This window comes from Rhizobacter sp. OV335, from assembly GCF_900142965.1.
Lineage (GTDB): Bacteria > Pseudomonadota > Gammaproteobacteria > Burkholderiales > Burkholderiaceae_C > Rhizobacter.
In genome coordinates this window covers 15,144-33,383 of the sequence record NZ_FRCQ01000013.1, presented here as the reverse complement: position 1 = coordinate 33,383, position 18,240 = coordinate 15,144, and the positions used below count along the sequence as shown (strand labels likewise).

Here is an 18,240-nt window from a genome sequence, read left to right as displayed (position 1 = left end):
TTCGTGGCGCCGTGACACCATCGCTAGCGGCCGCCACCGGCCGCGCTCGGGCTTGCCGCACGCGCCTTCGCTCATCGGTACTCGACTCGCGCGGCTTCCGCTCCACGTCGTAGAGCTTGCCGAAATGGCTCAGCGCCCCTCGGCGATGTGGCTGCTGTGGTTGGTCCACAGCTCGTAGAACTTGCGCCGCGCATGCACCAGGCGGCGACAGTCGTAGGCGACGATCTTGTCCGACTCGAATTGCCTCGTACAGTAACTCCACAGGTACGCTCGATGGGTCTTGCCGCTGCCCGGATCGAGCATCGGCACCGGCGTCTCGTCGGCATGCAACACCCGGTGCGCGAGCATCTGCGCCTTCAGCGCATCGACCAGCGACAGCAGTTGACCCCCGCATGACCCCACCATCTACAGCACTCCCCGCACAGCGGAGTTCCTTGAGGCCCGCGGCGCTGCCTTCAATTCGTCCCGGCCCACTTGCCCGAGTGCTGCCGCAAGTGATTCGTGCCGATGGCGTTGAACTGGGTCTCGTTCAAACCTGAACGGTGACTTCGGCTTGCGAGTTGTTGCCGTTCACGTCCGTCACATCGACGATCAGGTGATGTGTGCCCGACGGCAACATGCGAGAGAAGGAGTAGTGCCTCTGGTCATCTGCGCGTCCACCCACGAACTCGCCATCAATGAAGAAGTTGACCAGCTTGATCTGCTTGTCCGATTGGATGTCCACGGTAAACGTGACGTTCCCGCCTTCGTTTGTGCCGCTCGTGGTCAACTTAATGGGAGAGGCAGGGGCCGCGCCTTGGCTGACTGAGAAGCCGACAGCCGCGGTATCGGTCACATTTCCGGCGGCATCGTGGGCTCGCGCCACCAAGTTGTGGCTGCCCGGGCCGAGAGTGGTGGCGGGGATGCTGGTCGAGAACAAGGTGCGGCCTTGCAAGTCTGTGACCGTTGCTGTGGTGACGCCACCGTCGACGATGAACTCAACCTGCGTCACGGCCACGTTGTCGCTGACAGCAGCCGAGAGCACGACGGCTTCGGTTCCTACCGTCGCACTTGCAGTGATTGTCGGCGCGGAAGTGTCGGGAGGCGATGGCGACGTTCCGTTATTGCCACCACCTCCGCAGGCACCGAGTGCCGATAGAAGGAGCGCAGCAAAGACGACGCGGGAGAATTTGAAATGAAGATGCATGATCGATTCTGAAATTTGATTCGGAAGGGTCGATTTTTCGCCACGGCCGAGAAGAAGTGGGTAAAGCGTGCATATGAGTGACTGTGCACTCACTGGTTGAGCAAGTCAAGGGATTCAGGTCAGCAGCGGGGCGCGCAGCGATGAGCCGGATGAGTTTTTCACCCCCGAGTACGCCGGCAAGCGCAAGAAGGCTCGGCGAAAGTGTCCCTGAGGAAATGGGAGTGGTTGTGCCACGGAACGCGGTGCTGGGCGCGACAGGGCCGTACTACCTGGTCACTGGCCGAGGACAGTGGTATCCGGTGGGCTGGATGGCACGCCTGAACCCGATGCAGACTGGCTCACGGTGAGCAATCCGGAGAAGAGAAAACCGCTGTGCGAGATAGCCTCGCTGCGTGCCTTTGTGCAGCAGAGTCTAGGTGGACCGATCGATCGTTGATAAGACGAGACACCTCGTCTCAAGCTTCGTGAAGCAACTTCTCCATCAAGAAGTCTTCCATGACGAAGCCCCCGCCAATGTCAAAGACCTGCTCTCCCTTCGAGGCGAACCCAGCTCGTTTGTAAGCGGCAATGGGTACATCGTTTCGCCGATTGACATACAGGAAGATTGATTTGCAGCCGATGTCCTTGGCCAGAGATTCCGCCCTGGCAAGGAGCAGTCCGCCCAGGCCGCGGCCCCGCTGGGCACGAGAGATGTATACCTCCGACAACTTGAGTTGATGCGAACTCGTCTGGATGCAGCGAAGAAATCCGCAAATTACGCTGTCCACCCGCAAGACATCAAACCATCGATCCGAGGCACCGATGAACGGCTGCAGATCCTCAAGCGTGTATTTGCCGGAGAGCATGTACTCAATTTGAGCGTCGGTAATGAACTTGGTGTGGTGCTCTCGCCAAATCAACTTGGCCAGCGACGCGACATCGTCGATCTCGGCGAGGCGCAAGGGCCTGATGGAAGCGCTATTCAGCATAGTCTGATGTTGCACCAATTGTGAGCTTGTTGGGGATGCGGAACCTGCATCAGGCAGTCAGCCTGCAGGGGCAACAAAGGGCCAAGATGGAGGGCGTTGGAACCTTCGTCCAAGGCTGGGCAGGAAGGCCCTCGCAGAAGGCTGCATGAGGTACTTGCTGCTCGCAGAGAACCCTTGTGAGGGCTGCCCGGCAGCTTCAAACACTTTGTTCCGGTCGCCAACCGCAGAGATTTCTGTCGCGGCACTGTCACTGAAGAACATCAGCGGCAACAGGCCCTCTGACGACACTTCACCGTCATCACACTGCGGCAACGCGCGACACATTTACCGGTAAGTGTACAGTCACTTATATGCCATATTCACGTACTTCTCGATCGCTCTCGACTGCAGACGTGCGTCGCGGGGCGGTCGTAGCCAGCGCTATCGTCTGCTTCGCCAAAAGCGGGTATCTGGGGACGCCGATCACCGCGGTCGCGGCGCACGCTGGCATATCCCCGGCGTATGTGTTCAAGCTCTTCCCCAACAAGGAAGGGCTCTTTGTCGCTGCGCTGGAGCGCTGCTTCGATTTGATTCACGATGCGCTCGCTGAGGGCGCCGAATCCAGTACCGACAAGAGCCCGAACGGCGTGTTGTCTGCCATGGGCGCCGCCTACGCCGCTTTGATCTCGAATCGCGATCTGTTGATCCTGCAGGTGCACGCGCAGTCTGCCGCCAGCGTGCCGGAGATCAACGCGGCCTTTCGGAGCGGTCTGCAGGCCATCACGATGTTCGTGAAGAAGCACTCGCGCGCTTCCGACGAGGCGGTGCAGCGGTTCATGGCCTACGGGCAGCTGTGCCACCTCATCACGACGCTGTCCCTCACGTCGGAACGCGCGCCGTGGGCGCGCATGCTGACAAACGGGATGCTTCACCCATGAGACGTCAGCATGCGTCCGGCCAAGCCATCTTGATCTGAGCTCGCTGCCATAGGAGGCTCTACTCCACTTGACTCCTCCGCGGACACGTGGACGATGGCCAACGGCATCAATGCGAACCCGCTGCGCAGATGGTGAACGAGGCAGAGCAACGCGGAGCGCCGCTGCTCACGCCGCTCCCGATCTCCTCGAATCGAGCTTCGCATCCAGAGAGATTGGCCCGGGGCCGAACATTCCGAAGAGGGCGACCGCAAACGACCAGAGCGCGGGAAACTCCCAGCCCAGACCGGGCAAGGCCCAGCTGTAGCCTATGCTGAAGTGCCCTCCAATCCCTACCGCGAACAGCAGATAGAAGGTGCCCAGGACCGCCACCGGGCGAGTCCACAAACCGAACGTCAGGCCGATACAGACCGTGATCTCGATCAGGCCGGCAAGCACGACCGAAGCGGCGGGAAGCGGCATTCCGATCTGACCGAAAAGATCGACAAAAGCGTCGAACGGGATGGGTCCTGCAAAGATATGCCCTGTGAAATGAGATATGAACATCAACCCGACATAGATGCGCAGCAGGGTCACCAACCAATCTGAAGCGCTGAAATTAGCGCCGTTCGAACTGGCGGTGATCGAACGGTGCGCTTGCGCGAGTACATAAAGCGACACTGCAACCACAAAGACGAGGGAAAGCGGCTCGAAGTAAGCAACCCCCGGTCCGGTTTCGCCCAGGATCAGCTCGCTCAGCTTGGGGACGGGCTGTCCCGCCGGGATGAGCCAGACGGTCGATAGGAGGCGTCCGATAATCAACCCGGGCAGCAAGATGCTGAGCGGTTCAAAGAATGGACCGTTCGGGTGACGAATGAGCGCTACCACACCCACCACCACAACGCACAAGAGTGCGATGACCACCATGATCGTCCAGCCCGGGATGGCATTCGTCGCAACTGCACATAGGGAGGCGATGCAGAAGAGCGCCGCAATCGCAACCACGACGAAGCGAAGAGCTCCAATTAGTCGTGGCATACGCTCCCCTCGACGACAACGCGGCAGGTGTCCAATTTGAATGCCATGTCGCCTATTCCTTTGACGCGGAACCAGGCAGCCCGGTGACAGTGGGCGCGCCGCGCTCGTACACTGGGGTGAAGTCACGATGCGCCAGTGCCCAAGCAGCAATTTCGTCCTTGCGGGCGAACCAGACGCCAGGCTTCGAGCGCGCGTAGGTAAGAAAGCGGTCGAGCACGCGAACCCGATTGGCGTGGCCCGAGACTCGGTCGTGGAGTCCAATGACCATCATCCGCCGGCGGTTCGCCCCCTCTTCGTAGAGTTGATCGAATTCGTCTTTGAGCGCCTGCTCGTAAGCGGCTGGATTCCACCCCGAGAAGGGATACAACATGTCGTTCAAGTGCAGCGTGTAAGGCACAGTGACGAAATCACCACCTTTGAGCTTGATGATGAACGGCTGATCGGCGCTCCACTCATCGATGTGATATTTGAAGCCGAGACTCTGAAGAATGTCGAACGTGTTCGGCGAATTACGCACGTAGTAGGCGTTCCAGCCGACCGGCGCCTGGCCCGTGGCCTTGTGGATGCTTTCGACGCCGTCCATGATGAAGCGCCTCTCGGCGTCAGCGTCGAGGAGATAACTGTTTTGCCAAGTTCGCCCATGCGCGGCGGCCTCGTGCCCACGCTTCACGATCTCGCGCGCGAGATCAGGGGCCTTGTCAACGGCTTGACCGATCATGAAGGATGAGACCTTTACCTGATGCTTGTCCATCAGGTCCAGGATGCGGGGGATGCCTTCATAGACGCCGTACTGGAACGCGCCATTGGTTGCGAGGTCGGGCAGACCTTTTTGCATGGGTTCCTCAATGAAGCCTGGCGCGCCCGAAATTGGCTGACCTCCTGCCTCGAACATGAGAGAGAAGCTGATGGCCAGGCGCGCATTGTTGGGCCAGAACTGACGATTTGAAGACATGGCGTTTTCATTCGCATCGCTGACAGACGGGGTGACGCCGGCGATCAGCGTGGAAGCCGGGACCGAAGCTGACGCAGCCGCGGCCATGCTGGCCGCAAGCAACGTACGTCGTTTGATCAATGAATCTTCAGTGGTCATGAGTAAATCGTCCGGTGGAGCATGCGGCGCGTGGCGCCAATGGAAGGTGTCGCTTCGCAAGCGAGGTGCGCTCGACCGCGTCTCGCGCGCACACTCGAATACTTTAAATAATGGAGCGAACCACACCCCCATCGACTCTCAGCGAAGAGCCCGTGGTGCCAGAAGACTGCTCCGAGCTCACGTAGACCACGAGGTTTGCCACTTCTTCGGTGGTCGTAAATCGGTTGATCAGAGAAGACGGTCGCGTTGTGTCTAGAAAGTTTTGCTCGGCTTCATCCTGGGTGATGCCCTGCTCTTCCGCGGCCGCCTTCATCCAATTACTCATGATTTCGGACCGCGTCGGGCCAGGCAGGACGGCGTTGACGGTAACGCCCGTGCCCTTGGCCAGTTCGGCCAACCCTCTTGATACGGCGAGCTGAGCCGTCTTCGTGACGCCGTAGTCGATCATCTCCTTGGGAACGGCAATGGCGGACTCGCTGCTGATGAACACCACGCGCCCCCAGCCTCGCTGAATCATGCCGGGCATGTAGTCTCGCGCCGCGCGAACGCCGCTCATGACGTTGAGTTGGTAGATGTCGAGCCAGTCGGCATCGTTCTGTTCGAAGAAGCCCTTCGGGTATGCCGTGCCGGCGTTGTTGATGAGAATATCGACGTCCTTGACTTGCGCAGTCAAAGAGGCGAAGCCCTCAGCCGTTGAGACGTCGGCCACGACGCCGATGAACTCGGCGTTCGGCAGCAGTGCACGCAGCTCATTCACAGCGGTTTCCACGCGTTCCTTGCTGCGGCCGTTGATGACGACGGAGGCGCCGGCGCGGGCAAGCCCTTCGGCAATGGCTCGGCCGATGCCAGCGGTGGATCCGGTAACAAGTGCTCTACGGCCGTTGAGTTCGATCTTCATGGGTTTCTCCAGGAGGGCTGTCTGGTAACAAGACTCCAGTGTCCTGCCGCACCACACCCCTCTGGAAGGTAGGCCAAGGGCATATCGCCTATGCTTAGTTCGCATGTGGTTCGAGTTCCAATCCACGATGACCTGACCTCATAACGGCATGACATACAAGCACGTCATCGAGCGGACTGACGCCCTCGATCAGAAAGGCGATGTGGTTCGACAGACGGGCAAGCTCCTTTGGATGCAGTGCTTCGTTCGCGCGGTCGAGACCGGCAGCTTTTCCGCGACCGCGCGAACTCGGCATCGGGCAGCGCAATGTCGGTCGACATATCGGTTCACTCGAATCCCACCTGGCTCTGCGCCTCCTGCACAGGACGACCCGCAAGCTGTCGCTGACTATGCGCTGAGACAACCACTTGGAAAATCTCCGGATCTATCCAGATGAAGGGCGGCCATCCCCGCCAAAGTCAGGGCTGGCCGAGGTCCGCATTTCAACCCGCCAGAGGATGCGGCGATCCGCGGGCCGTCATAACTCCGGCAGCGGAGCGGTCGGGGAGAAGCTATATCGCGCGATCCGCCACTTTGCATCACCGGTCTTGCGAAGGAGGAACAGCTCGTGGAAGGTGGCTGGAGAGGCTTGTCCCGTCCTGACCGGCGTCATCATCCCAGCGGACTCGGTACGGACGAATGCCCAGTCTGTCGACATCTGCACCAATTCCACAATCTTGGTGTGCATCTGGAAGCGGATAAGCCCGAAGAGGCCTTCGTAACCGCTGCGGACGGCCTCGGTGCCAACTATAGTGGGCTGCATGAATGGCAGCTGCACGGGGTCATCGGTATAAAGCTTGAGCGCAGCGTCTATATCGCCGGCATTCAAGGCTTCGAAATATTCTAATATCGTTGCCTCGATTACCGATTTTTCTGACGTGTTGGTCGTTTTCATTTGGCTGCTTTCATTAGTCGTGTGGATGTATATGCAAACGCCTCGCGCTTATCCGCGAACGAAAACGTCCTTGCGATCTTCGGTGTGAATCGACCGTCCTCCAGCCGTTCGTAGATGTATCTCTTGGCTTCGTTCATGCGTTCCGACGAAGCCCACATTTCCATCATGACGTAGGCGCGTAGTGCCAGACCTTTTCCGAATCCAGCGCCGGATAATTTGTAGGCTGCCCAGACAGACTCCCATAGAGGAAAATTGTTGCCTCTGGCGCCGCGACCTGCGCCGATCAAGCCCACATCGACGCCATGCCCCACAGCTTCGACGACTCCCCTTGCCTCGTATCCCAACTTTGACGGAAGCTTTGGCTGTTCCACATAGGTGCCGTGGAAATATGCGCCTTCCGAATGATTCAGCCCCACAGCTTCCACCTTGTGAAAACGGACGATTTTGGACATGAGCCTTGCAAGAAGCGGTTGGAAAAGCTCAGCATAGGTGCTCGATCACCCCTTGATTAGGCGCTAATATCGTGTTTCTGTTTCAAGTGATCGTTGAAGAGCATCAGGCATATGGAGTCTTTGGCGAACCTTGAGTCCTTCGTGCGTGCGGCGGAAGGCCACAGCTTCGCGGAGGCGGGCCGCAGGCTGGGCCTGACAGCTGCCGCGATCAGCCGAAACGTGGCGATGTTGGAACGCAACCTGGGGGTCAGGCTGTTTCACCGAACCACACGCAAGCTCACGCTGACGGAGGTTGGCGAGCGCTTCCTGGAGTCGATCCACGACAACCTCGATGGGCTCCAGATTGCCATTGCCGAGGCGTCAGCCGAGAGCAGCGAGCCGGCAGGTGTGTTGAAAGTCAGCATGAGCCCAACCGTTGGTGTCCGGCACATATTGCCCTTGCTGCCACCCTTCCTGGCAAAGTACCCGCGCATTCGACCTGAGTGGCACTTCGAGAATCGTCCCGTCGACCTGATCGCCGAGAATTACGACGTTGCCATTGGCGGCGGCTTCGACCTTGCCGACGGTTTCGTTTCACGCACACTGGCACCCGTCCATATCATCGCAGTGGCCTCACCGGCCTATATGGCCGGCCGCACGGCACCGGCCGACCCGTCAGAACTCTCTGGCTACAACGGCATCGTCATGCGGCAGCACCGCACTGGACGAATTCGCCAGTGGATGTTCCGCAACGTCGATGGGGTCGAGATGGCGGGGACGCTCGACGAAGACGTCGTCATGGATGATCCCGTCGCGATGCGCGAAGCCGCACTTCTCGGGTTGGGTATTTCTTTGATTGCGCTGTTCGATGTACTGCCGGAACTGGAGCGTGGACAACTGATTCGACTGCTTCCCGGCTGGTACGCGGAGGCCGGCGTACTCTCGATCTACTACGCATCACGAAAGCTGATGTCGGCGAAGACGCGTGTCTTCGTCGATTGCGTCGTCAACGGCTTCAGGAGCACGCGACTGGACGTCGCGTTCTCCTCCGCCAGTCCTTCATGACGGGTCGCCCCGCGAGTTTCTCGGCGACCGCCGGAAACAGCGCGCACTCAAGCGAGCGGGCAAGCTTGCGGCGCGCGGCGGGCAAATAGCTGCCAATCTCCAGCGCGTCGAGCACGAAGTCGGTTCGCATCGAACTTCCGATCTGCAAGCCCCCGAGATCAATCGTCTTTACTTCAAATCGCATCGTTACTTGGCTATCGTGTCGCCATGAGCACCACCTACCCCATTCCCGGCGCCGTGTTGACCGAGCGCGAGCACGCCGTTCCGTTGGTTCACGGCGACCCGCAGCGCGGCAGGATCAGCGTGTTCACCCGTGAGGTGGCAGCGCCCGACGGCGGCGATCGCCCCTACCTCGTCTTCCTGCAAGGCGGTCCCGGCTTCGAGGCCACCCGCCCCACGAGTCCGCCTTCGGGCTGGCTGGCGCGGGCGCTGGCCGACTTTCGCTTGCTGCTGCTGGACCAGCGCGGCACCGGGCGCTCCACGCCGGTCGGCTCTGTCCTGCCCGGTGCAACGCCGGCCGATCAGGCCGAGTACCTCACGCACTTTCGCGCGGACTCGATCGTGCGCGACCTCGAACTGATCCGTGCCGAACTCGGCGTCGAGCGTTGGAGCGTGCTCGGCCAGAGCTTTGGCGGCTTCACCTCGCTCACCTACCTGTCGTTGGCCCCCGAGGGTCTGCGCGAGGTGCTGATCACCGGCGGCCTCGCACCGGTGACGGGCCGGCCTGTCGACGAGGTCTACGCGGCCACCTGGGTGCGCACGCGCGAAGCCAACCAGCGCTACCACGCGCGGTACCCGGGCGACCTCGATCGCTTGCGCACCATCCTGCGCCGGCTCGACGACGAGGACGTTCGCCTGCCCGACGGCGAACGCCTCACGGCGCGCCGGTTCCGCCAGACCGGGATGTGGCTGGGCGACAGCGCCGGCTTCGAACGGCTGCATCACCTGCTCGAGCTGCCTTTCGCATCGGCGGCGTTCCTCTGGGACGCGCACCAGGCGTCGGCGTGGGAGCGCAACCCAATCTACGCGACGCTGCACGAGTCCTCGTATGCCGATGGCGGCGCTACACGCTGGTCGGCGCACCGCTTGGCCCCCGACGACGCGGTGAGCGGTGAACTGCTCGGCGGGGAGCACGTCTTCCCCTGGATGTGGGAGGACTACGCGGGGCTACATGCGCACCGTGAGGCAGCGCAGTTGCTTGCGGAGCATCCGTGGCCGCGCCTCTACGACGCCGACCGGCTGGCGCGCAACGAGGTGCCGGTCGCTGCGACCGTGTATGTGGACGACATGTATGTGGAGCGATCATTCGCCGAGGACACCGCGACTCGCGTGCGCGGGTTGCGTATGTGGATCACCAACGAGTACGCCCACAACGGGCTGCGGGCCGATGGTGAGCACATCGTCGGCCGGCTGCTCGACATGGTGCGTGGCAGGGCGTGAGCGTGGCGGCCCCGTTTACCGCGGACAAATGACATCGAACCCTCAATGCTCGACGCGCCGCGTGCCGGAGTCCTACTTCTACTGCGAGCTGACACCGCCTTCAATCTGTACTGCTGCGGACTGAGCGACTGGCGTCGACGCCTTTCGCGAAACGCGTCGCTTGCGCTTCGTTGGTTCGTTGGTTCGTTGGTTCGTTGGAGTGATCTTGGCCTGGCGTCGACCCTTGACGGCTGCCCGTTTTTCGAGGCTTTCCGCCGTTCGCGCGGTTGAACTTCGTTGCTGTTCAGGCGGATCAGCCAGTCGTCTTGCGCACCTTGACCATCTCCATTTTGAACTCTGCCACGAATAACGCTCCGTTGGGCGACCCTGACAGGTCTCGCACCGAAAGTCCGGCACTGGGTTTGCGGTCGGTCGATCGACGGTTCTCAGTAGTGGACTCTTGTCAGCTTCGATTCTTCGCGACCCGGGAAGTGCCTGTGCAAGTGTCGGAAGGCTGTGCGCCCGAGGCCCGCCGACTCCTGACTGACGCAGCCGCCGCGTGAAGATCTGACCAGCATGCGAAGGGCAGGCGGCAACCGTTCATCGCGGGGATGAATCGACGCCCACGAGAGGATTGTCTTGGCAAGGTAGTCGGTTGCGTTCGGCGTGGCCTGCAGCTTGGCGCGTTCGTCCTTCCATGTCGCGGCTGCCTTCTTGCCGACGAAAGCCGGCAGCGGGACCGAGCCGACGAGCCCCGGGTAGCGCGCGAGAAACATCGCACCGATGGCGGCCTTCTCCGCCGGGTCCTCGGCCGCGTCCAGCTGCGAGAGGATCGGGGAAGCCGATGCCAGGCGCGCCTGCAGCGCAGGTTTCAACCGATGCAGGACGTCCCATCGCTTGAGCACGAGCCCGCGCACCCAGACAACTCCCTGCAATTCGTCGCGCAGCGGTGCAGGGGTCGCCGGATCGGCGTACAGCGCGAACAGAGTGTCCAGGGGCAATGCCCCGTTCAGCACCTTGGCGGTGGCAGAGTCTACGACCGGCAAGGAGGCCTTGTCGTACCTGGCGGAAGTCATGGCGATGGGCTGCCTGTAAGCAAGCAGGGCAAATTCAGGCAGCGTCCGGGCATGACCGATCGCCGCAGCCTTGAGCCGATTCTTGTCCTGCCGTGAGAACTCGTCATCCGGCAGGGCCAGTAGCTCGCGGGTGATCCTCATCGCCCGATCGTGCTCGGGCGTCAATCGCACGATGTGGTACTGCGCGGTGTAGTAGGCGGGTGACGCCTTCGGGACCCTCGAGGCGCGGGCCAGCAGCTGGGACAGCTGAGGGCCGTCGACGTTCGAGTTCTGCAGTGCAGCCACGAGCCACAAATCGTTGGCCGGCCGACCTTCGCCGCCGTTCAACTCCGGGGTACTCCGCATCGCGTCCAGCCATTGACTGAACCGTCGGCCATCGGTGTCAGCGGGCAATTCGAGCAAAGCCTTCGGATCGAAATCCCGCACGTCCTGTCCGATCGTTTGAGGCAGCGTCGCAGCGCTGAGGTGCTGGTCCAACTCGGCCTTGACGGCCTGCGGCTCCAGCGTCAGGCGAGCTCGCTGTACCAACCGGGCGATATCGGCACGCAGTGCCTCGTCCTTGCTCGCGGCGCCAGCAGCATCGAGACGGGTTCTGGCATCGGTCAGCAAAGCTTCGTTGTCCGCCGCCCGGTCGATGCTTGCCTGCCGAATCTGGGAACGTGCGGTCAAGTAGGGCGCGATGTCCTTCCAGGGCGATGACGACTCTTGTGCGATAGCGTCGAAGGCTTCAGCGGCGCGCTGGTAGTGGCCCGCGTAGAACTGTGCCGCGGCAGTCTGGTATGCCCGGTCATGGCGATACCAATCCGGGGCGTTCACCGGCGCCGCGGCGGGGAGCTCGTCGGACACCGCCGTGCACTTCCCGAGGACCAGATCCTGTCCCCGTGCCCACTCGACCACGAACGGATCCCCGCCGTGCACTGCCAACCTGTCGAGCAAGGTACGGGCGGCATTGCGATATGCGTCCGGGTTGCAGTTCGGAACGGAACGGCCCAGGTATCCCAGCACGGAATCGTAGCTGCCATTCTGCTGCGACCGCCCAGATGGCGGAAGGACCCTCGCCCGGGCATCCCGCCAGGCTTCCTGCGCCGATTGCATCGGGGACGCAGACCACCCGTCATGGCCATGCCATTGCCTCGATCCGTCGTCCCAGCACGGATCGAACGGCCGCAACCGTTCGACATCCGTGGGAGTCAACGACAGTGCGGACAGCTTCCGGTAGGCGATGAACAGATAGAAGTGATCGTATTGCGGAACGACGATGCCCAGGTTTCGCAGGGCGTACGAATCGAGGTCCCGCTCAGGCCATGACTTCGGGGCGAAGATGCTGTTGTCGTACCCTAGTTCGCATGAACGATGACCCGACGGCTTTGTCTGACCGCAGGCTCCCGACGCGATCACCGCGCCGAACGCAACGAGGAGAAGGGTTCGCGTGTAGTTAGCCATGCACTTGATTGACACAAGATGGGGATGCATTTTCAGCAAGACTTGCCGGCGGAGTATGGCAATGAGGCCTGACATCTCGTTCAACCGGACCCGCGACGGCAAGCGCCGCAAGCCCGGCCTGAGGCACATGGTGCATCATCTCAGTCCGGGCTTGCGGCGCTTGCCTGCGCGGGCCGGTTGACTCGAACGTCAGGCCGCAGAAGATCGACCGCCTGCCCTCCACCTCGCATCAAGGCATCCTGACCATGTCCACAGTCCGCGCCGGAAATCAAGCAGCGCTCGTCGTAGTTGACGTTCAAGTCAGCGTCGTAGCCGAAGCCTGGGAGACCACGCGAGTCGTCAACAACGTCGCGCGCGTTGTTGAGCGCGCCCGAGAGCAACTTGTCCCCGTGATCTGGGTGCAACATGACGACAAGGAACTCGTGCGCGACTCGCCGTCATGGCAACTGGTACCAGAATTGGTTCCCGCGCAAGGCGAAGCGCGGATCTACAAGCATTTCGAGTCGTCGTTCGAAGAGACGGGGCTCGAAGCCGAGCTTGCGCGCATCGGCGCGACGCACATCGTTCTGGCCGGCGCCGCGACCAACTGGTGCATCCGTGCCACCGCCTACGGCGCACTGGATCGCGGCTACGACCTGACTCTGGTCAAGGATGCGCACACGACGAAGAGTGTCGAGCTTGAGAACGGGCCGAAGATTGAGGCCCCAAGCGTCGTTGCCGACTTGAACGTCGCGATGAAGTGGATCAGCTACCCCGGACGGAAGAACGGAATCGCAACAGCAGAGGAAGTCGACTTTGCTACACCAGGCGGCGTTCGCTGAACAGCACTGGGTGCGTCTTGACAATCAGCATTGATCCGATCATCAGGCCTGCCGCTCGGGGGGAACCCACAACCGGGCCACCGCGAGGTGCGTTGCCACCGTCAGCGTGAAAGTCCAGCCGAACCGCTCGCAGATCCGATGCGCGATCTGGGTCCCCAGCCCGAAGCCTGCCGTCGACGGCGTGTCAGGAAGCCCATTCCGCACCTCGATACTGCACTCGTCGACGACCACTTCAATGCGCTCCGGGCCACCGTGGAAGACGGCGTTCTTCAGCATGTTGGCCACGAGCACGTGGACCGTCGTCGCAGGGGCCGAAAGCAACAGTGGATGCCGCTCCAGGACCGAGAACGCATGGCTCGGGCTCTCGCCCATGAGATGGCGGATCAAGGATCTCACCCAGGCTTCATCGATCGACAGCACGTCCGACACCGGCCGGACCGTGTCGCCGGACAGTTGCAGGAACGTGTCGACCAGTGCGTGCATGTCCCGCAGCCCCCGGTGGGCACGCTCGATCGCCGGCACCTGCTCCGGCCTGCTGTGCGCCTCAATGCGCTCAAGAGCCGCTTGCACGATCGCCGCTGGCGTACGCAGCTCATGGCTCGCGAAGCGGGTGAAACTGCGCTCCCGATCCAGAGCGTCCGAAGTTCTCTGCAGTGCGCTGTTGATCTGGACGACGAGGACCTCGATCTCGACGGGGGAATTGGCCGGCAGTGCGACCTTCTCGAGGCTTCGGGGATCGCGCGCCGACACCAGGCGCCCGACCTCCAGCATCGGCGCGGTGACCCGTCCGGTGATCCTCTTGCACAGCCACAGCAGCAGCAGGCCGAACGGAACGATGCCTATCAGGTACCAGACGAAGACCTGAGACTCGATGGTCTCGGTCGGTTTGACCTCGGCGTGGGACTCGACAACGTAGAAGGCGCGGCCGGTCGCATGGGGCTGCGCCAGCACGTAGTAGTCCAGGTCCTGGTTGCCGAGCTCGACGATGCCGCGCTTGTCCGGCGACAACATCCGCTGCAGCTCGGGCGGGAGCAGCTCATAACGGGGATAGATGACGGTGACAGGATCGATCCCGAGCGGCTCCTCCAACGTCGCCTGCTTGCTCCAGTGGTCACCGATGCGCTGCAGGCGGCGCTCGGTCTGGAAGTCCGATCCCAGGTGCAGCGCACCCTTCACGAGAAACGCGTTCACCGCAAACGTCAACACGAGGATCACCAACAGCAGATGCCACATCCTCGCGAACAGCGTCTTCGACCGCTCCGAGGTGGAAACGAAGCTTGCCATCAGGGCTCCAGGCAATAGCCTTGCTTGCCTCGAGTCTGGATGACTGCGCGGCCTCCAGCGTGGTGGATCAGACGGCGGAGCTGGTAGAGATGCGTGCGCAATGCGTCGCTTGCAGGCCGGTCATCATCGCCCCACAAGGCGCTCTCGAGCTCTTCGCGCGAGACGACGCGTGGCGCGTGTCGCATCAGGGTGTGAAGGAGACGTCCCTGGAGCGGCGTCAGTGTGCAGGTCTCGCCCGACGAGATCAGCAGCTTCCATTGCCTGGTGTCCAAGGTGAGGCCGGCGCCCTGAACGACACCGGCACTGTTCGGGACGGTCAGGAACCTTCGAATCGCGGCCCGGACGCGGGCGACCAGCACCTTGGATTCGAAGGGTTTGACGATGTAGTCGTCGGCTCCCCTGTCGAGCCCCTCGACAACCTGGTCCGGGGCGCCTTGGGCGGTGAGCATCAGGATGGGTGAGCGAAAACCATCGCTGCGCAGTCGCGTGCAGACGTCGAATCCGCTGATGCGCGGGAGACCTACATCAAGCAGCACCGCATCGAACGGAGGTGATGTGCTCTCCACCAGTCGCAGTGCCTGCGCACCATCGCTTGCATAGTCCGGATCGAACCCGGACTCTTCCAGAGTCTCCAGGATCGAGGCAGCCAAGTCTCGGTTGTCTTCGACGAGCAAAACACGTTCGCGATGCATCACGGGCCTCATGGATGAACGTCGCGTGCGCAATCGCTGCGCAGCGAGGACACGTCAACGCCTTCCATTCTGACCGTTGCCAGTTCATTCACTGAAGCCGCCTGCAAAAGGGCGCTCGGGACGCCTGGCGAACCTCACGGTTGCTTCACGCATCGGGCGCCCCAATCCGCTCGTTCGTGTCATGTGCCGCGACAAGTCGCTGGCCGGTTCAACCCACCCCTGGAATTCCATGATGTCCCACATTCGTCCCGTCGTCAGAGCCGGTGTCCTCGCCCTGGGCCTGCTCACGCTGTTTTCCGCTCAGGCCGACGAGGAACGGCAAGGCTCGCAATGGGGCCTCGGCCTCGTGACCCTGTACGACCGCAAGCCCTATCGAAGTTTCGACAACAAGGCGAAGGCACTGCCCTTCATCTTTTATGACAGCCGCTGGGTCAGCTTGATCGGACCGACCCTCGACCTGAAGCTGCTGTCGACTGACTCCCTGTCGTTCAGCGCAAGGCTGCACTATGCCGGGGACGGATACGAACCCGGTGACTCCCCCTACCTGGCCGGCATGGCCGAGCGCAAGGCGAGCTTCTGGGTCGGCGGCGCGAGCAGCTTGAATACCGACATTGCCACCCTGTCCGTCGAACTTCTGGGAGACGCCTCCGGCAAAAGCAAAGGGAAACGCGCCAGCCTGAGCATCGAACGTGAGTTCAAGGCCGGAGACTTCGATTTCACGCCGCGCCTCGCACTCCACCGCTTCGACGGCAAGTACGTCGACTACTACTACGGCGTGCGCGCGGATGAATCCACCTCGACCCGCCCGTATTACCCGGGCAAGTCCACGACGAACGTTGAAGCCGGGGTGCGGATCGGCTATTCGCTCGCACCGCGCCACAAGCTTTCGCTCGACCTGAACACGACCCGCTTGGGCGCCGGCATCAAGGACAGCCCGTTGGTGGAGCGTTCCAGGCAAGACGGCGTCCGATTCGGCTACCTGTATCTCTTCTGAGCGATGCAGGCCACAAGCCCTTCAGGTCGCCTGTCGAAGGCGATGGTGCTGCTCATCGCCGCTTTGCTGACGCTGCGCCTGTTCGCCATGGCCTGGTTGCCGTTGATGGAGACCACCGAGGCGCGCTATGCCGAGATCGGCCGCAAGATGCTCGAGCTCGGCGACTGGATCACGCCTTGGCATGACAACGGCGTGCCGTTCTGGGCCAAGCCGCCGCTGTCGTTCTGGCTCACCGCGGCCAGCATGAAGGTGTTCGGCGTCAACGAGCTCGCGGCCCGGCTGCCCCACTTCCTCTGCATGCTGTTCGTCGCCTCGGCATGCGGCCGCCTGGCGGCGTCACGCCGCGACACCCCACCGCTGGCCACCCTCGGCCTGCTGTGCGGTGCATCCCTGTTCCTGGTATCGGCCGGCGCCGTGATGACCGACGAAGCCCTCGTGGTCGGCAACACGCTCGCGCTGTGCGGCCTGTGGCAGGCCTTGCACGGGCCGCGGTATCGCGACGGCGCCATCCTGCTGTTCGCCGGCCTGGCGATCGGACTGCTGGCCAAGGGCCCACTGGCACTCGTGCTGGCAGGCTTGCCGACGGCAGCCTGGGCCGTGTGGACAAGGCAGGGGCGCCGCTTGCTGAGGGACGTCCCGTGGATCCCGGGGCTGGCAGCGACGACCGCGGCTGCCGCCTGGTGGTACATCGCGGCAGAACTGAAGACGCCCGGCTTCATCGACTACTACCTCATCGGTGAACATTGGCACCGCTTCCTCACGCCGGGATGGTCCGGCGACCGCTATGGCTTCGCCCATGCCTTTCCTCCGGGAACGATCTGGCTCTTCGCCCTTGTGTCGACCCTGCCCTGGCCGCTGCTGCTGCTGGCCGCCGCATCCACGCCTCGTGTGGCACGGACCGAGCGTGCCAGCCCCGATGTCGACACGCGCTCCTGGCAAGCCTACCTCGCGTGCTGGTCACTGGCGCCGCTCGTGTTCTTCACAGCGGCGCGCAACATCATCCTGCCGTATGCGCTGCCGGCCCTCCCGGCGATGGCCTTGCTGGCCAGCCATTGGCTGTCGCGTCGCGTCGGCTCAGAACGCATGCACGCCTGGATTGCCGGGGGACTGGCACTGTCGACCGCCAGTGCGCTGGGACTCCTCATCCACGCCGAGCGTGCGGGCACGTTCGGCAGCAGCTCCGCCAAGGCCGTCGTCAGCGCCTGGGAAGCACAGCGCCATCAGGATGCCGAGCCGCTGGTGTTCGTGACCGAACGGCTTCACTCGGCTTCGTTCTACAGCGCAGGCCGGGCGGAGTTCGCCACCTCCCCGGCTGAGGCGCTGAAGCGCCTGGCACCGAGCGGCGGTTTTGTCGCGCTGCGCGATGACGACACCAACGTCCTTGCAAGCTTCGACTGCGTCACGCAGCGGACCGAGGTCGGCGGCTTCGTCCTGCTGCACCTGTCTCGCCTCTGCGCGCGATGACAGCCTCGCTGCCGGGCGACCCCCAGAAAGCACCCATGAGCAGATTGCGCAGAAGCACAGGCCGCGAAAGCGGCGCCTCGCGCCGACCCTGACGGTGACCGTCACGTTCCATTCGCCACGTCGCATCACTCGCGACCGGCAGCGGTCCCGCCCAGATCACCCGCCATGACCGCGCCTGCAAAGGCGATGGACGAACTCTCGCAGGGTTTCGGCACAGCCATGGTGACGGGGGTGCTGTGCATCTACGTCGTCCTGGTCCTGCTTCTCAAGGACTTTGTGCAATCCATGACCATCTTGGTAGCAGTTGTCCTCTCGATCCCGGGCGCGTTCGTTGCGCTCTATCTCGCCGGGGCGACGATGTCGCTGCCGTCAATGATCGGTCTGCTCATGCTGATGGGCATTTCGACGAAGAACTCCATTCTGATCGTCGACTATGCCGTCATGGCCCGTTTGCAGGGTGGACTGACGCGGGACAGGGCCATTGTGGATGCCTGTCGCAACCCTTCAGCCGACGCGATGCGACCGTCTACAGCTTGACGCTGCG

The 18,240-nt window shown here is 62.4% G+C and carries 19 protein-coding genes; 8 read left to right on the top strand and 11 right to left on the bottom strand.

Annotated features, from left to right (window positions below; translation table 11 throughout):
- Nucleotides 1–129: 129 nt before the first annotated feature.
- The 3 genes from BUE42_RS34290 to BUE42_RS15065 form a co-directional block, all read right to left on the bottom strand.
- Nucleotides 130–405 carry an IS66 family transposase gene (locus BUE42_RS34290; RefSeq protein ID WP_073465932.1) on the bottom strand — a complete coding sequence of 92 codons (276 nt, stop codon included), beginning with the start codon at nt 403–405 and terminating at the stop codon, nt 130–132.
- Nucleotides 406–529: 124 nt separating this feature from the next.
- Nucleotides 530–1,186, bottom strand: coding sequence for an Ig-like domain-containing protein (locus tag BUE42_RS15070; RefSeq protein WP_143171519.1), 657 nt, complete (start codon nt 1,184–1,186; stop codon nt 530–532).
- 455 nt (nt 1,187–1,641) lie between these two features.
- Entirely contained in the window at nt 1,642–2,127 is a 486-nt protein-coding gene (locus BUE42_RS15065; RefSeq protein ID WP_159445424.1) for a GNAT family N-acetyltransferase, read from the bottom strand.
- Nucleotides 2,128–2,504: 377 nt separating this feature from the next.
- Here BUE42_RS15065 and BUE42_RS15060 point away from each other — a divergent pair, with 377 nt between their 5' ends.
- The gene (locus BUE42_RS15060; RefSeq protein WP_073465929.1) at nt 2,505–3,071 is read left to right on the top strand and encodes a TetR/AcrR family transcriptional regulator; all 567 of its coding nucleotides are present in this window, start codon (nt 2,505–2,507) and stop codon (nt 3,069–3,071) included.
- Between the two features lie 165 nt (nt 3,072–3,236).
- Here BUE42_RS15060 and BUE42_RS15055 read toward each other — a convergent pair whose 3' ends face one another.
- The 3 genes from BUE42_RS15055 to BUE42_RS15045 form a co-directional block, all read right to left on the bottom strand.
- A complete protein-coding gene (locus tag BUE42_RS15055) occupies nt 3,237–4,085 on the bottom strand; it encodes a DoxX family protein (RefSeq protein ID WP_083614167.1) in 849 nt (282 codons plus the stop codon).
- Nucleotides 4,086–4,137: 52 nt separating this feature from the next.
- Nucleotides 4,138–5,175 carry a polysaccharide deacetylase family protein gene (locus tag BUE42_RS15050; RefSeq protein ID WP_200798965.1) on the bottom strand — a complete coding sequence of 346 codons (1,038 nt, stop codon included), beginning with the start codon at nt 5,173–5,175 and terminating at the stop codon, nt 4,138–4,140.
- Nucleotides 5,176–5,278: 103 nt separating this feature from the next.
- Nucleotides 5,279–6,073 carry an SDR family NAD(P)-dependent oxidoreductase gene (locus BUE42_RS15045; RefSeq protein ID WP_073465927.1) on the bottom strand — a complete coding sequence of 265 codons (795 nt, stop codon included), beginning with the start codon at nt 6,071–6,073 and terminating at the stop codon, nt 5,279–5,281.
- Nucleotides 6,074–6,273: 200 nt separating this feature from the next.
- On the opposite strand from BUE42_RS15045, the gene BUE42_RS31610 reads away from it, so the two are divergent.
- Complete coding sequence (locus BUE42_RS31610) at nt 6,274–6,471, top strand: helix-turn-helix domain-containing protein (RefSeq protein ID WP_369822970.1); 198 nt, start codon at nt 6,274–6,276, stop codon at nt 6,469–6,471.
- 119 nt (nt 6,472–6,590) lie between these two features.
- On the opposite strand, the gene BUE42_RS15035 is transcribed toward BUE42_RS31610, so the two are convergent.
- Nucleotides 6,591–7,007 carry a YybH family protein gene (locus BUE42_RS15035; RefSeq protein WP_073465926.1) on the bottom strand — a complete coding sequence of 139 codons (417 nt, stop codon included), beginning with the start codon at nt 7,005–7,007 and terminating at the stop codon, nt 6,591–6,593.
- Nucleotides 7,004–7,459: an alcohol dehydrogenase catalytic domain-containing protein gene (locus tag BUE42_RS32215; RefSeq protein ID WP_143171517.1), complete on the bottom strand. Its 456-nt coding sequence runs from the start codon at nt 7,457–7,459 to the stop codon at nt 7,004–7,006. Before BUE42_RS32215 ends, BUE42_RS15035 begins: the two co-directional genes overlap by 4 nt.
- A gap of 111 nt (nt 7,460–7,570) precedes the next feature.
- Here BUE42_RS32215 and BUE42_RS15030 point away from each other — a divergent pair, with 111 nt between their 5' ends.
- Both BUE42_RS15030 and BUE42_RS15025 read left to right on the top strand, forming a co-directional pair.
- Nucleotides 7,571–8,503, top strand: coding sequence for a LysR family transcriptional regulator (locus BUE42_RS15030; RefSeq protein WP_073465925.1), 933 nt, complete (start codon nt 7,571–7,573; stop codon nt 8,501–8,503).
- A 207-nt stretch (nt 8,504–8,710) separates the two neighbouring features.
- Nucleotides 8,711–9,943, top strand: coding sequence for an alpha/beta fold hydrolase (locus BUE42_RS15025; RefSeq protein WP_073465924.1), 1,233 nt, complete (start codon nt 8,711–8,713; stop codon nt 9,941–9,943).
- A gap of 425 nt (nt 9,944–10,368) precedes the next feature.
- Here the strand turns inward: BUE42_RS15025 and BUE42_RS15020 are convergent, their stop codons facing one another.
- Nucleotides 10,369–12,441 carry a hypothetical protein gene (locus BUE42_RS15020; RefSeq protein WP_143171516.1) on the bottom strand — a complete coding sequence of 691 codons (2,073 nt, stop codon included), beginning with the start codon at nt 12,439–12,441 and terminating at the stop codon, nt 10,369–10,371.
- A 245-nt stretch (nt 12,442–12,686) separates the two neighbouring features.
- Here BUE42_RS15020 and BUE42_RS15015 point away from each other — a divergent pair, with 245 nt between their 5' ends.
- Entirely contained in the window at nt 12,687–13,262 is a 576-nt protein-coding gene (locus tag BUE42_RS15015; protein ID WP_073465922.1) for an isochorismatase family protein, read from the top strand.
- Nucleotides 13,263–13,304: 42 nt separating this feature from the next.
- Here the strand turns inward: BUE42_RS15015 and BUE42_RS15010 are convergent, their stop codons facing one another.
- Nucleotides 13,305–14,546 (bottom strand): sensor histidine kinase, encoded by a 1,242-nt coding sequence (locus tag BUE42_RS15010; protein WP_073465921.1) that lies wholly within the window; start codon nt 14,544–14,546, stop codon nt 13,305–13,307.
- Nucleotides 14,546–15,238, bottom strand: coding sequence for a response regulator transcription factor (locus BUE42_RS15005; protein ID WP_073466061.1), 693 nt, complete (start codon nt 15,236–15,238; stop codon nt 14,546–14,548). Before BUE42_RS15005 ends, BUE42_RS15010 begins: the two co-directional genes overlap by 1 nt.
- A 232-nt stretch (nt 15,239–15,470) precedes the next feature.
- Here BUE42_RS15005 and BUE42_RS15000 point away from each other — a divergent pair, with 232 nt between their 5' ends.
- From BUE42_RS15000 to BUE42_RS14990, 3 genes are all read left to right on the top strand, one after another.
- Nucleotides 15,471–16,232, top strand: coding sequence for a MipA/OmpV family protein (locus BUE42_RS15000; RefSeq protein ID WP_073466060.1), 762 nt, complete (start codon nt 15,471–15,473; stop codon nt 16,230–16,232).
- Nucleotides 16,233–16,274: 42 nt separating this feature from the next.
- On the top strand, nt 16,275–17,696 hold the full coding sequence (locus tag BUE42_RS14995) for an ArnT family glycosyltransferase (RefSeq protein WP_073465920.1): 1,422 nt from the start codon (nt 16,275–16,277) through the stop codon (nt 17,694–17,696).
- Nucleotides 17,697–17,861: 165 nt separating this feature from the next.
- Nucleotides 17,862–18,233, top strand: coding sequence for an efflux RND transporter permease subunit (locus BUE42_RS14990; RefSeq protein WP_083614163.1), 372 nt, complete (start codon nt 17,862–17,864; stop codon nt 18,231–18,233).
- The last annotated feature ends 7 nt before the right edge of the window (nt 18,234–18,240 follow it).